Raw genomic sequence first — 14,729 nt, 5'->3', positions numbered from 1 at the left:
TTAGTAAGAGCAATAGATGTTGAATACGTTATTCGTTCTCCAAAAGACCCATCTGGATTAATAGGAACCCTATAATAAGTAGTATTTGTGAAGCTTGCGATAGCGTATAACCAATTATTGTAAACAAACACTATTGGAGGCATATCCGAGTATAAACCTGTTGTAAATTGCCATTGATTAATAGAACCAACAGGATTAATAGAGGCATAAGCAGTAGTTGTAACATCACCGTATCCATAACGTCCATCATACGAAGCATACCACCCTCCTATCATGTAGATATAATTATTATATATAATATAGGTAAATCCAATTTTCAACGATTCTATATGTAAAGAACCATCACTTGCTGTGATGTATTCACCTTCAAAAGGCGTTGCTGTAAACCATGAACCAATAGAACCATCGTTATGCAAAGGCATATATATAAGGATATCTGAAGACCAATGTTGTGGAGGATATGTAATATATGGGAAAAGATAGAGATAATTATTGTTAATATAATTTACACCCACTGTCGCATCATTACCCAATAAGCAAGTAGAAGAACAAAAATAATTATTTATTGAGTCTACGCCCGGGAATATAGCGATATGCCATTTATTGATACTGCCATCAGAATTTATATTAGCGTATTGTATTGCACTATCCCCCGACATATAGGCATACAAATAATTGTTATAAACATCAGCACTAATAGGAAACATACCTCCACTGGGATTAGATGAAGTATTATGTGAAAAACAACCAAAGATCATACCTATACATATTAACAATATCAAGTTACGAGTCATCATATATCACTCCTGCTATGCACCTTATTGAAATGGCAGGTAAGATATATCTACACAGGCTTCCGGTGTTTTCTGTGGCAAGTTTATTGGTATTTCCTCTGAACCATTATAAGAAATGCCAACCCCGTATATCTTATTCCATTGTGGCAATGGTATTGGCTTATTATAATAATAATTATGTGCCATTACTGCGACTAAATTTATAAATGGGCCTAATTTCTTGGTCCATCCAGTCACTGCTGGCAGCTTGTTGTTAACTACATCCTTACCTATAATGTCTACAGCAGCAATAACAGTAGGACAGTCGACACCATTAAATAAGCTTAATAATCCTCCACTTAGTCCATTAAGTACACTATAAAATGCAGTGCAAAATTCCGCACTGTCTGAAGGGCTTAAATAAAATGAATCCACACTTGCATTATAGTTCTGTACATCCCATTCTATCGGCCTTGCTTGTCCACACGATACAGGTACAGGACTTACATTTGGCTTCATATCAAATGAAATATGCAGATTATTAAATGTATCCCCATTCATTGGAAATACAAAAAATTGATTATATCCCGGACAGTTATAAACTTCGGGATAATTAAAGCATACACCTGCAATACAAATATAGCCTTCTTTGATACAGGTCTGATATTGATTATAAAAGTAAATATTCATAGTTCCACTTACTGTTAAATCAGCACTTCCATCAAAATGAATAGAGCCATCCGGATTTAAGCTTGTTGATATGGATTTTATATTAATACTTGAGCCAGGTCTCCCACCTGCAAGTTGAAATGAGTCATTTATAAAATCCGCTGTATGATGCGGTGCGGTTCTGCCATCAAAGTTTGTACCCATACCAAAAAGATTGAATGGCAGATATGCATATTGATATATCTGTGTGCATGTTGATGTTATTGAACCGCCACTAAGAGGATCAGTACAATTTGTTACAGGATTACCTGCACTATCCTTACCGGTAAAATAGCCACATTGAGCAGTATCACATTCATCAGTAAGTAAACCGTCAAACGCAAGTCTTAATATTCCCTCTAATCCAGATGAACTAAGTAAAAAAAGCGGATTATCCGACCATACTCCCCATTTACTGGGCGCACCACCAATCATATTATGGGCTAACAATTGTGGACACAACGGAAAACCTAAACTCCATGTCCCACATGAAGATTTTATTTTACTGAAAATATCACTCAATGTCTGTGATAGATCACTACATACATACGGCTGTGTTGCTGGTACAGGCTGATAGTTTATTGTTACAAAATCAGATCCTCTGCTTGTGCCTGTTACATTATACCCTGTTGCAACTATTGTTTTATCTCCTGGACATTTAAAAGATAATCCCCCATTACTCGTAAAATATATACCGGTACTTGTTTGACTAACTTGTGCTCCAATATTTACTTCTCCATTCGTTGTTGTTATACCTACGCTTGCTATGTCCAATGTCCCGATACCTGTTACTGTAAAAGGTGCTGTTATTGTGGGTATATCTACATTATCACTTTGTAAATTGTCTATACGTATTGGAGAGGTATGAAATGTGATACTCTGGTCAGCAGGTATAGGGGAGTAGCATGGATTGCCAAAACTTGGTGTGCAATTTGGTATGGGGCTTGCATAGCCTAAAGGATCCCCCATTAAATCCTGATCACCTACATGTCCACTTGGCATGTTACATTGGAGCGTTGGATAAGTAAGCTTATATACGGTATCTATATCAAATCCAGTAGCTGATGCTACTGTGTAGCTGAATGTCTCCAAGCCGGGCCAGTATGGAGTATATGGCAACAATGTTGTGAATGTGCTAATCCAATCACCAAACATGATATTATTGTACCCGCTATATTGACTTCCGTCAACTGCTCCAAAGTTACCATATATATCCTTTTCCTCAAGTGTAACCTCTACCGGTGTAACTAAGGTATTATTAAAGTTTGTTGTGAATGGATAATGCGGTGGTACTTCTAAATAGGATGCATCTGGTACTGAACTACCCGGATTAGATGGTATTCCATTTATCCAGTCCCAAATCGTTCCTATACCAATAGCTACAAGGGGTGCTATAGCTGATATTGCCCCAAATTCCTGTCCGTATTCATAGCCACTTACTGTAGCAACTCCATTCATTGACCCAACTGCTTCAAATCCATACAATGGAATAAGAGATTGTAAACACAAGGCTTCAGACAATGTATTCCCTGTAGCAGTTTTTAACCCTGATGTATAATACAGCGTATATAGTACCTGTGGATAATATACGCCTGTTTTCTGATCTACACCCATCTGGGATGTGTTAATCCATAATGTTAACTCTGTGTTGGTTGAATCAAATGAACCAGCGGTAAACTGTAACCCTGAGATAATTGCCGATGGGGTGATGCCAATACCGCCTGATGTAAATGTTTTATTCAATTGAAATGTAGATGGGTTTACTGGTTGAAGAAAATCTATTATTATCGCAAGGGGACCATTCCCCATCCGAATCAATCTCCCACATTGAGGATAGATATTGTAGAATATAACCTGCCGGCATAAGCCACATCCATTGCCCTTGAAACTACTGTTTTGGCATGATTCTGTGGATGCTCTAATACTTCCTGCGCTGCTCCGTACCTATCATCTCCATTGGTACCATTTAATCGTACGAGTAGCTTTTGTTCCCCATCATTAAACCAGCTAATAAATGTATTACACTGCTCTGAAATGTGCTTATGTGTCATATCCTCTTCAAACATCTGTAATACATCATCTTACAAAGACAGGATGTAATATCCGCAATAGCTCCCATTCCCCCCAGTATTTCTATAAGAAACATGAGAGGAGTCTCTCATAAGACTATCAAAAAGGAGGTGAATCTAAATACAAGACGAAAAGAAATCTAATGGTAACGGCATTGTAAGCTGTGAGTTCTTCATGTTTCACCTTATTAATTGTGATCGCTTTTGTGATCAGAATTAAGCCATAACAACACCTAACAGACCGCTGATCCGCTTGAATAAAAGGTTTGCACGGAATTAACCTTACTTATCAAGACCTTATCAAATTTGCCTTAGGCGGGTTTACAACCCGCCCCTATTACTCTCCTAATATTGGTCTTCTACAAACCCGGCAATAATCGCTCTCTGAATCTCAGAGGTGCCTTCACCAATCTCACCAAGCTTTGCATCCCTGTATAACCTTTCAACCTTGTATCCCTTTATATACCCATAACCTCCGAAGATCTGCACGGCGTCATTTGCAATTTGAGTTACATGTTCTGAGGTAAAAAGTTTTGCTATAGAGGCAAAAAGCAGGGTCTGAGGATCATTGTTATTAAGCAACCATGCTGCTTTGTAAATAAGCTCCCTTGCCACATCTATATACATCCTCATGTCAGCTATCTTAAAGTGTATGTCCTGAAAATGCGCAATCTGTTTACCAAATGCTGTCCTTGTTTGTGCATAATCAATGCATTCTTCAAGACATGCCTGCCCGATTCCAAGGCTATAAACCGCCATTCCAATGCGTCCATGTGTGAGTGTTTGAACGAGATGATAAAACCCGTTGTTAAGCTGCCCAACAAGATTTTCTTCGGGGACTTCACAATTGTCAAAAAACAACTCCGATGTTGGGGATCCCCGGACTCCAAGTTTATCAAAAGGCTTACCATTTGAAAATCCCTTTGTTCCCCTGTCTACAATAAATAAACTCAATCCATCTCTTTTTTTTGCCTTATCGGTGTATGTAACCACTATTACATGATCAGCAACAGGACCATTTGTAATAAAGGTTTTTGAGCCATTGATGACCCATCTGTTTCCTTTTTTTTCTGCATGTGTTTTCATACCGAGAACATCAGACCCTGCATCCGGTTCTGTTATAGCGAGTGCGCCCATTTTTACCCCGGATAGAACACCAGGTAAATATTTCTTTTTCTGTATTTCTGTCCCTAATTTTACGATAGGTATACCAAACAATCCCGACGAAGCACCGGATGATAAATAGGTTGCAGCACATGACTTTGCGAGTTCCTCACCAAGTACTGCTTTTAGAACAGCATCGCCGCCGGAGCCCCCATATTCCTCCGGGAAACCAATGCCAAGATAGCCTGCTTTACCAAGTAACCGAATACCTTCTTCGGGGAATGATGCCTCACGATCTATAAATTCTGCCTTCGGTGCAATCTCTTTTTTACAAAATTCTGAGAATGATTCTTTTAGTCTTTTTTGTTCATCAGTAAGTTCAAAATCCATATCCCCTCACTATTTAAAATTGATTATAGAGCGTGCAATTATGCCCCTCTGTATTTCCGATGTACCTCCGCCTATCGAAGCAAGCCTTGAATCCCTGTATCCTCTCTCAACAATATAATCCTTTATGAAACCATATCCGCCAAATATCTGAAGCACTTCTGATGACATTTTTTCCATAATCTCTGAGACAAACAATTTTGCAGCGGATGCTTCCATCATTGCTGGTATGTCTTTATCCTTTAGCCATGCAACCTTATATACGATCTGCCTTACAGCCTCCAGGTTCATCTTTAGATTTGCTATCTTATGTCTTATAGCCTGAAATTTTATTATAGGTTTACCAAACTGCTTTCTCTGCTTAGCGTATGCCACAGCACCTTTTATTCCCAGCTCTAACCCGCCTATTGCAGGAGCAACCAGACAGCTCCTTTCCCATTCAAGTGTGAGTTTTATAACATTGATAAAACCAAGATCTGCCTCTCCAAGAAGATTTTCTTCCGGAACTTCGCAATCCTCAAAAATAAGTTCAGAGGTCGGGGATGTTCTTACACCAAGCTTTGAAAGCTTCTTGCCCGGGGAAAATCCTTTAAACCCTTTTTCAACTATAAAGGCACTAATTCCGAATGCCTTTTTTGATCTATCCGTAACAGCAGCTACAACAAAAACATTCCCTGTAGGGCCATTCGTAATGAACATTTTTGAGCCGTTAAGTATATATCTATCCCCTTTTTTTACAGCAGTAGTCTGTATGCCGGCAGCATCAGAACCCGCATTGGGCTCTGTAAGTCCAAGCCCCCCTATCCACTCACCTGTTGCGAGTTTCGGCAGATATTTTCTTTTCTGTACTTCTGTGCCAAGCTGCCATATTGGGACACCACACAAAATAGTGTGAGCACCCCATGAGAGTAAAAGCCCTGCATCTACGCCTGCAAATCCAAGTGCCTCGCCTGCGAGGGTTGTTGTTAGGACGCTTGCCCCGGAACCGCCATACTCTTCAGGATATGGTAAACCAAGCAAACCCATGCCGCCCATTTTTGTCCAGTTTTCCATTATAAATTCTTCTCTGTCATCATGTTCCAATTTCATTGATTCCGGCACAAGCTCCCTTAAAGCAAATCTGTAAACAGATTCTTTGAATTCCATTTGTTCCCTTGTTAGTTCAAATTCCATTTTTTATACCCTCCTTTACCATTATTCCCCTTATATATTGTGTTATGAATCGATCGGATATCCGATCAAAAATCTCCTGCTTATTGATCGGGATTGCTTTTAAAATGATACCGGTAAGAAGCATTTCAAGTCCGCCAAAAAACATATAAGTAGCAACGGTTACATCTGTATCTCTGCTGATTTCACCATTCCGTTTGCATGATGAAAGCATTTTTTCAAAGATCGTAAATGCCATGGTAAAGCTTATGAAATTCCTTGTCTCAAGGAACCTCGGCGTCCATATAACTTCATACATAATAACATGCATAAACTCCGGCATTTCCCTGCATGCATTAAACAAGAAATTAGTAAAACCTCTTAACTTAGCCTCAAGCGGCTCATCCTTATAAGATACCTTTTCAATTGCTTCAAGAAAAATATTAATGCTTCTTGAAAATATCTCATTCATTATATCCTCTTTATTTTTGAAGTAGTGATAGACCAGTCCGTATGAGATATTTGCTTCTTTTGCTATGTCAGTAATTTTAATCCCTTGCATACCTTTTTCAGCATAAACTTTTACAGCAGCCATTGTGATTTTTTCTTTCATCTTATCTATCTTTTCTCTTTTTTTACTCTTCATTGTTCTACCTTTCAGAATTATTAAATTAAGATTATTAAAATAAATTTTGACTTAAATGTCAATCAGATTGTTTTAACCTTAATAACACTTTTAAAAAACATAAAAAACTCATACCGTCGTTTTTTATGTCTGTAAAGCAAAAGGGGGATTATAAGCTTGTTTAAAGCCCATTCATACTTTTACGGATATTACTTTACATCAGGCTGCCGCAAATAAATGGGTGTATAACTTGCAGCTTCCACGGGATTTACATTGTAAAGTCTATTATGGGCGATAAAGTTAATAGCCTGTATCATTCTATTCACATCAAGCTCATGCCATTGTATGCCTGCAGGGTAAGACAATTGAAATATTTGTCTGTACCTTTCTACATTTGCGCTGACTAACTCCACAGGATAACCCTTTTGAAATGCATTAGCACCTACCCGTACAGCCGCCGCTTCTGTTATCCTTTTAATCGTGCTATCCTCTCTAACATACTCTGCAACGTATATGCTTTCGTTCTTACCATCGATAGCACATACTATATGCATGTGCACTTCTTTCAACGTATTTGCCATTGCATCAAGTGTCATGACCGGAATAATAGGAATGCCAAGTGCCATACAAACGCCTTTTGCCAGGCTTATGCCTGTTCTTAAACCTGTAAAAGTTCCAGGTCCTGCGCTTACAGTAATCTCCTGAATTGATGACTTATCCAGTTGAACCGACCGCAAAAGAGAGCTTATAATATCTATTGATAACTTTGTAAATGTAGACGGCTGTTTTATAATTATTGAACCAAGCAATTCATGATCCATTGCCACACCAAAACCAGTATAACCGAGTGCGGTATCAATAATAAGTCTTATCATATTTCAATGATGATGGGACACTATGATCCTGTTAATATCATTGTAAAATGCAAATACCATGAGCAGTACAATGAATACTAACCCAAACTGCAGAGCTACCAATTTTACCTTTTTACTCAAGGGCCTTCTTATCACTGCTTCTATCGCAGTAAACATTATATTGCCGCCGTCAAGCACGGGGATAGGAAGGATATTTAGTAAAGCAAAATTTATGCTTATGAGAGCTGCATAAAACAGCAGCGCATCCACACCTTTCTTAGCCTGCCGGCCTGCCTGCTGTGCTATAAGTATCGGTCCACCGAGATCTTTTGCAGGTACTTTACCCTCTACAAGTTTTTCAAGTGAAACAACAACAAGAGCTGTTATGTTCCATGTTTCATTCGCTGCCGAGATAAAGGCACTGCCCGCATTTAATGCCTTTATTCTAACTTCACCGGATGACATTATACCAATAACAGGGACTTTCATGTTTTCACCAAACATATTCTTCTCGCTCTCAAGTTCCGGTTTAAGCTTCACGGCAACTGTTTTACCGTTACGGGTCAAATCTATTGTGACCTCTCTGTCAGCCTTATCGCCTCTTATGATCTTTGTCATCTGCTCCCAATCCCGGGTTTTAACACGATCTATTGCTGTTATCTCGTCACCTTTTTGTATGCCCGCCGTATACGCCGGACTATTTTTTTTAACATCGCCTACTATTGTTGGAATATATGGCATTCCGTGAATAAAAACCATCCACAAAATTAAAAGCGCAAATAACCAATTTGAAAAAGGACCTGCAAACAGAACCAAGAATTTCTTCCAGTTAGACTGGTTTACAAAACTACGTGCATTGTCTGATTCGGAAATCTTTTCTACCGGTTCTTCTACATCTTCACCAAGCATTTTTACATAACCGCCAAGCGGCAGTAAGGAAAGCCTGTACTCAGTTTCACCCAGTTTCTTTTTTAATAATACAGGTCCAAATCCAAGCGAAAAAGCAAGCACCTTTATATTAAATAACTTTGCAAATGTAAAATGTCCCAATTCATGAATCAACACAAGCACGGCTATTACGACTACCGCTGCTACTATACTTATCACCATATATCTTATTTTATCCTTTCATATAGATATTTTTTGACTTCTCTATCAGCTTCTATAACGTCATTAATAGAACGCACACCATTATAATTGTACCTTGCTATTGCATGCTCTATAATTTTTGGTATATCCGTAAAAGTTATTTTCCTTTTAAGAAAAGCATCAACAGCAACTTCATCAGCAGCATTCATAACAATCGCTGAACTGTCATCAGCCCTGAGTACATCCGTTGCTATTCTAAGGCAGCCGAATTTTTTTAGATCTGGCTGCATAAAATTAAGAGCGCCAAGCTTTGCAAAATCCAGTCTACTCACACCGACAGGCATACGTTTTTTTTCGTTCATAGCATAAGCTATTGGTAATCGCATATCGTGTACTCCGAGATGAGCAAGTACCGCTCCATCTGCGAATTCAACCATGGAATGAATAATGCTCTGGGGATGTATTACAACATCGATCTGCTCAGGTTTAAGCTTAAAGAGCCATCTCGCCTCAATCATTTCAAGACCTTTATTCATCATTGTAGCAGAATCTATCGTGATCTTTCTACCCATCTTCCAGTTAGGATGTTTCAGTGCCTTTTCAACCGTTATATACTTTAATTTTTTTTGATCCGTATTGAGTAATGGACCTCCGGAAGCAGTCAGAATGATTCTCTTTAACGTATTTAATTTTTCATTCCGGATCAGTTGATAAATAGCACTGTGTTCACTATCAACCGGTATTAAAAGCTTACCGCTATCTTTTACACGGCTTACTAATCTGCCCGCTGCGACCATAACCTCTTTACTTGCAAGAGCAACAGATAAGCCCGATTTCAATGCAAGATATGTCGGCATTAACGCATCAAGTCCGGCAATTGCCATGATGATCATGTCTGTATTTTTTATATTGGAGAGTTCCCGAAGCCCCTTTTGTCCCCACAAAACCTCTACCCGTTTAAACTCTTTTTTCAGTGCAAGTGCATCTCTTTCCTCTATTACACAAACGTATTCGGGGGAATAGTCCTTTATCTGTCTTTTTAATAGACTCATGTTATACCCTGCTGATAAAGCTACGACATTGAACAGAGCCGGATACTTTCCGGCTATCAAAAGAGCATTCCTGCCAATACTGCCGGTTGAACCAAAGATAGATATTCCTGTCATCTATGCGGGACCTGTCAATTGTTATTTAAATAGGAAAGCTGTTCACTTGTCCTACCAAACCGTCTTTCTCTTTTTTGGAAATTGATTATAGCTTTTAAAAATTCTTCTTTTGTGAAATCAGGCCATAACGTTTTTGTGATATAAAGTTCCGTGTATGCAATCTGCCATAGCATAAAATTACTTATCCTTTTTTCTGAACTTGTTCTTATAAGAAGATCGGGATCTGGATAGCCTTTTGTCAACAAATAATTACTAAACACGGCTTCATCAACATCATTTATATTCAAAATCCCGTTATGGACATCTCTCGCAATTGCTTTGGCTGCTTCAAGAATCTCATATCTACCGCTGTAACTTAATGCAAATATAAGAACAAGTTTATTGTTATGCTCGCTCCGCTTTCGTATGCTATTGATAAGATCTTTGAGATTTTGTGGAAGGCTATCTATATCCCCTATTACCTCAAACTTTATGCCCATTTTTATTATATTATCACCTTCTTTTATAATATATCGTTCCAGAAGCCGCATGAGTCCCTGAACTTCTTCTTTTGGCCTATTCCAGTTTTCTTTTGAAAAAGCGTAAAGGGTGATAACTTCTATCCCAATATTACCTGCAACATCCACAATGCGTTTTACAACCTTTGGCCCCTGTTCATGCCCTTTGATACGAGGCAGGTTGCGTTTCTTGGCCCATCTGCCATTTCCATCCATTATTATTGCAATGTGCCTTGGCATATTATCTTTGTTTAATTTTTTTATGAGTTCCTTATACTCCATCATATATTAGAACTAACACATAAAAAATGAATATTCAATACTGTCCTGTCTTAAACATATAATCCGCAGCTACTTTAGCAGCGGATCCCGATAGATGTGCTCACCAAAGATCTGGCTCTTATTTGGTCCAAATTATTGTGATTGCCCATTATTATATCCAGCATACCACTTATAAAGTATAATACTGATCCGAACCCAACCCGCCGTAGGAGTTTTGATTTATTATTAGATAAATAACAGCATTACTAATGGTGGCTTGACAGGAGTAATTAACAACTCTCAAAACATCGATGGCAATGACAGTGCCGGGATTGTTAATACCGTAAACCTGCATAACCTGCCCATACTCCGCTTGCCGGGTATATATTTGACAGCAGTATTATTATATGGTGTAAGTAAGAATATGTCTAATGAAACAATAAAATGTATAGATATATTCTCAGAATTTACTGAAAATGAGTTATCTAAGTTATCACAGCATCTCACTCAAAGGCACGTCAATAAAAATGCTACATTGTTTTATCAAAACGATCCGGGAGACGCATTGTATTTTATCTCAAAAGGAGAGGTAAGGATCTACCTGATTGGGTTAAGCGGCAGAGAAATCACGTTGGCGGTATTTAAAGATGGACAATTCTTTGGAGAGATGTCGCTTCTTGACGGCATGCCGCGTTCCGCAAGTGCAATAACCACAGAAGATACGGATTTTCTTGTATTAAAAAGGGATAATTTTATAGAAGTTGTAAAAGAGAACCCCGAAATAGGGATAAAGCTGCTTGAGGAAATGAGCCGTAGACTAAGAGAGGCTGACGGGTTAATAGAAAATCTTGCATTGAGGGATGTATATGAACGGCTTGAAAAACACATTGTAAAACTCATTAAATCTTATGGTAAAAGAGAAGGTCATAGTATGGTTTTGTCCGAGAATATCAAAAGGCAGGATATTGCAAACGCAATAGGAACCACAAGGGAAACAGTCTCACGCATCCTATCGGCATGGCAGAGAAAGGGTTATATCCAGGTTATGTCTTCAAAGATGATCATCTACAGAGATTTTGAAGCTGATTTTATAAGAGAAAAATAAAATATCGAATTAAAAATAAGGTACATCTACTTTATTCTTTATGAAACCTGAGAACATGAGTTTACTTAAGACTTATCTTGTAGAAAACGGTATCATTGATATTGACAGATGCCTTTTGATATTCTCGGATGAACTAATTAGATGGAATAAAGTGATAAATCTAACATCCATTTATGATGAAAAGGAAATCGTGATAAAACATTTTATTGATTCGCTAACCCCGCTTGGATTTATAAAGAATAATGATTTTGTTCTTGATATAGGGACAGGTGCAGGCTTTCCTGGATTACCCTTAAAGATTGTAAAATCAAGCATAAAATTACTCACGCTTGACGCAAGATTAAAAAAGGTTAATTTTGTAAATCATGTTATTAACATTCTTAACATTAAAAACGCATCATCACTGCATCAAAGGGCAGAGGCAGAAGATTTTAAAAGTATAATGAAAGGTATATTTGATGTCGTCATTTCAAGAGCATCTTTTTCGTTGTCAGAATTTATAAATCTGTCAATGCCTTATTTGAAAATTGGCGGCAGGATTATAGCCATGCGCGGTAGAGAAGTAGAAAATACTGAGCCTATATCGGGTTTGAAACAGGCAGACGAACTAATCACATCATTACCTGATGGCTCATATCGTAAGATATTATTATTTAAAAAAACATAGACTTGGAGGAAGTATGTATGAGATGGGCACTTCTATAAAAATTTCATCAGCACACAACCTGAGGGAATATAAGGGTAAGTGTGAGAGGCTGCATGGACACAATTATAAAGTTGAAATCGTTGTTTACGGCGAAAATCTTACAAATGGAATACTAATAGATTTTGTTTTATTAAAGCAATATCTTAAAGATATTGCCTCTATAATGGATCATGCCTATCTTAATGAATTGGAGGCATTCAAGGAGATTGAACCATCTTCAGAGAACATTGCGAAATACATATATGAATCTCTAAAAACAAGGTTACCGGATAATGTAAGGATCAAATATAGCAAAGTCTGGGAATCGGATGATAATTGGGCAATATACAAAAAATGAAAGACGTACAAAACACAATAGATCATAGAGGTATAAACATAGATAAAGTTGGAGTCAAAAATATAAGATACCCTATTACTGTACTGGATAAGTTGCATGAGGTTCAACATACAATTGCGAGTATAAATATGTACGTGGATCTCCCGAAACAGTTTAAAGGAACTCACATGAGCAGGTTTATTGAGATCCTGAATCAGTATAGGGGTAATATAAACATAAAAGACTATCCGGATATCCTTGATAACATGCAAAGAAAATTCAATGCGCATTCAGCACATCTTGAGATTGAATTCCCCTATTTTATAGAAAAAAAGGCGCCGATGAGCGGAGCAAAAAGCCTGATGGAATATAATTGCAGATTTACAGGTGTAAAAAATGGAAACGGCCTGGATTTCATACTTGAGGTAACAGTACCTGTACTTACACTGTGCCCGTGTTCAAAGGAAATAAGCAAACACAATGCGCATAACCAGAGAAGCTTTGTTACCGTGCATTTACGGTTTAACGGACTAGTCTGGATAGAAGAAGTTGTAAAGATTGTAGAAGGTTCGGCAAGTGCCGAGCTTTTTTCTTTATTGAAAAGAGCTGACGAAAAGTATATAACCGAATACGCTTATGAACATCCGATGTTTGTAGAGGATATTGTCAGGGACGTAGCCAATAAGCTGAAATCCAATAAACAAATAACATGGTTCTCAGTAGAAGCAGAAAATCTGGAATCCATACATAACCATAATGTGTATGCGTGTGTTGAATACAAGTGAACCAATTTTAAATAATACGTTATGTCGATCCAATGAGAACAAAACATAAGACAAAGGTTATAAGCATAGGGAATGTAAAAATCGGAGGGAATAACCCTGTTGTTGTGCAATCTATGACAAGCACGGATACAAGGGATATTCATTCGACAGTAAAACAGATAAACCAGCTTAAAGAGGCAGGTGCCGGGATTGTAAGGGTAGCTGTTCCTGATATGGAGGCTGCAAAAGCTGTAAAAACGATCGTTGCATCAGTAAATATCCCTGTTATTGCCGACATACATTTTGATTACAGGCTTGCCATTCAATCCATAAAAAATGGCGTTCAAGGCTTGAGAATTAACCCCGGAAACATAGGGAACAAAGACAGAATAAAAGAAATCGTAATGGCAGCGAAGGATTTTGTTGTACCCATCAGGGTTGGAGTTAATTCGGGTTCTTTGCCTCAGGATATATTGGAAAAGTATGATTATCATTCTACGCCGGATGCACTCGTAGAATCGGCATTGAGGAACATCAGATCACTTGAGGAGTTCGATTTTACAATGATTAAGGTATCCGTAAAATCGAGTAATGTCCTGATGATGATAGATGCTTACAGAAAACTCGCAGGCATTATCGATTATCCCCTGCATCTGGGAGTAACAGAGGCAGGCACACTTTTATCGGGAAGCATAAAATCCGCAATAGGCATAGGCATATTATTATATGAAGGCATAGGTGATACAATAAGGGTATCGCTTACGGATAATCCTGTATTAGAAGTAAAAGCCGGATACGATATTTTAAGGTCACTTGATCTATACAGGTATGGTGTTGAGATCATATCCTGCCCAACATGTGGAAGGGCAGAGTATGATGTTATAGGGCTTGTTAAGTCTGTTGAAAGCAAACTCTCGAATGTAAAAAAACCAATAACAATCGCTATCATGGGTTGTGTTGTCAATGGGCCTGGAGAGGCTAAAGAAGCAGAGATCGGTATAGCATGCGGTAAAGGCAGCGGTATTTTATTTAAGCACGGTAAGCCCGATCGCAAGATAAAGGAAAGAGATTACGAACAAGAGCTATTAAAAGAAGTAAATGAATTACTGAAAGAGTAGGAAAACTCAGTGTCGGCGGATAAATTGTTGGTTCTGAA

Annotated in this window: 15 protein-coding genes; 5 read left to right on the top strand and 10 right to left on the bottom strand. The window is 38.1% G+C overall.

What is annotated here, in order from left to right; genetic code table 11:
* From M1381_06425 to M1381_06380, 10 genes are all read right to left on the bottom strand, one after another.
* Positions 1-797, bottom strand: a 797-nt coding sequence (locus M1381_06425) for a hypothetical protein (protein MCL4478719.1), incomplete at its 3' end; no start/stop codon positions are given.
* Between the two features lie 21 nt (positions 798-818).
* Complete coding sequence (locus M1381_06420; GenBank protein MCL4478718.1) at positions 819-3,290, bottom strand: hypothetical protein; 2,472 nt, start codon at positions 3,288-3,290, stop codon at positions 819-821.
* 5 nt (positions 3,291-3,295) lie between these two features.
* The gene (locus M1381_06415) at positions 3,296-3,532 is read right to left on the bottom strand and encodes a hypothetical protein (protein MCL4478717.1); all 237 of its coding nucleotides are present in this window, start codon (positions 3,530-3,532) and stop codon (positions 3,296-3,298) included.
* Between the two features lie 363 nt (positions 3,533-3,895).
* The gene (locus M1381_06410) at positions 3,896-5,044 is read right to left on the bottom strand and encodes an acyl-CoA dehydrogenase family protein (protein ID MCL4478716.1); all 1,149 of its coding nucleotides are present in this window, start codon (positions 5,042-5,044) and stop codon (positions 3,896-3,898) included.
* A gap of 9 nt (positions 5,045-5,053) precedes the next feature.
* The gene (locus M1381_06405) at positions 5,054-6,214 is read right to left on the bottom strand and encodes an acyl-CoA dehydrogenase family protein (protein ID MCL4478715.1); all 1,161 of its coding nucleotides are present in this window, start codon (positions 6,212-6,214) and stop codon (positions 5,054-5,056) included.
* Complete coding sequence (locus M1381_06400) at positions 6,204-6,836, bottom strand: TetR/AcrR family transcriptional regulator (GenBank protein MCL4478714.1); 633 nt, start codon at positions 6,834-6,836, stop codon at positions 6,204-6,206. The genes M1381_06405 and M1381_06400 overlap by 11 nt, the downstream gene beginning before the upstream one ends.
* Positions 6,837-7,024: 188 nt before the next feature.
* Positions 7,025-7,690, bottom strand: a complete 666-nt coding sequence (tsaB, locus tag M1381_06395; protein ID MCL4478713.1) for a tRNA (adenosine(37)-N6)-threonylcarbamoyltransferase complex dimerization subunit type 1 TsaB — start codon at positions 7,688-7,690, stop codon at positions 7,025-7,027.
* A 3-nt stretch (positions 7,691-7,693) separates the two neighbouring features.
* Positions 7,694-8,779 carry an RIP metalloprotease RseP gene (rseP, locus tag M1381_06390; GenBank protein MCL4478712.1) on the bottom strand — a complete coding sequence of 362 codons (1,086 nt, stop codon included), beginning with the start codon at positions 8,777-8,779 and terminating at the stop codon, positions 7,694-7,696.
* A gap of 5 nt (positions 8,780-8,784) precedes the next feature.
* The gene (gene dxr / locus M1381_06385; GenBank protein ID MCL4478711.1) at positions 8,785-9,924 is read right to left on the bottom strand and encodes a 1-deoxy-D-xylulose-5-phosphate reductoisomerase; all 1,140 of its coding nucleotides are present in this window, start codon (positions 9,922-9,924) and stop codon (positions 8,785-8,787) included.
* 14 nt (positions 9,925-9,938) lie between these two features.
* Complete coding sequence (locus tag M1381_06380) at positions 9,939-10,703, bottom strand: isoprenyl transferase (protein ID MCL4478710.1); 765 nt, start codon at positions 10,701-10,703, stop codon at positions 9,939-9,941.
* Positions 10,704-10,959: 256 nt separating this feature from the next.
* Here M1381_06380 and M1381_06375 point away from each other — a divergent pair, with 256 nt between their 5' ends.
* Genes M1381_06375 through ispG form a run of 5 tightly spaced genes read left to right on the top strand, consistent with a single transcriptional unit; the run spans position 10,960 to position 14,691 of the window.
* Complete coding sequence (locus tag M1381_06375) at positions 10,960-11,787, top strand: Crp/Fnr family transcriptional regulator (GenBank protein MCL4478709.1); 828 nt, start codon at positions 10,960-10,962, stop codon at positions 11,785-11,787.
* A 40-nt stretch (positions 11,788-11,827) separates the two neighbouring features.
* Positions 11,828-12,454, top strand: a complete 627-nt coding sequence (gene rsmG / locus M1381_06370) for a 16S rRNA (guanine(527)-N(7))-methyltransferase RsmG (GenBank protein MCL4478708.1) — start codon at positions 11,828-11,830, stop codon at positions 12,452-12,454.
* 13 nt (positions 12,455-12,467) lie between these two features.
* The gene (queD, locus tag M1381_06365; protein ID MCL4478707.1) at positions 12,468-12,830 is read left to right on the top strand and encodes a 6-carboxytetrahydropterin synthase QueD; all 363 of its coding nucleotides are present in this window, start codon (positions 12,468-12,470) and stop codon (positions 12,828-12,830) included.
* Entirely contained in the window at positions 12,827-13,594 is a 768-nt protein-coding gene (gene folE2, locus M1381_06360; GenBank protein MCL4478706.1) for a GTP cyclohydrolase FolE2, read from the top strand. The genes queD and folE2 overlap by 4 nt, the downstream gene beginning before the upstream one ends.
* A 32-nt stretch (positions 13,595-13,626) precedes the next feature.
* Positions 13,627-14,691, top strand: coding sequence for a flavodoxin-dependent (E)-4-hydroxy-3-methylbut-2-enyl-diphosphate synthase (gene ispG / locus M1381_06355; GenBank protein ID MCL4478705.1), 1,065 nt, complete (start codon positions 13,627-13,629; stop codon positions 14,689-14,691).
* Positions 14,692-14,729 lie beyond the last annotated feature (38 nt).

The organism is Deltaproteobacteria bacterium (genome assembly GCA_023382265.1).
Lineage (GTDB): Bacteria > JAMCPX01 > JAMCPX01 > JAMCPX01 > JAMCPX01 > JAMCPX01.
The sequence above is the reverse complement of the archived record's forward strand: the minus strand, read 5'-3'. Positions and strand labels throughout refer to the sequence as shown.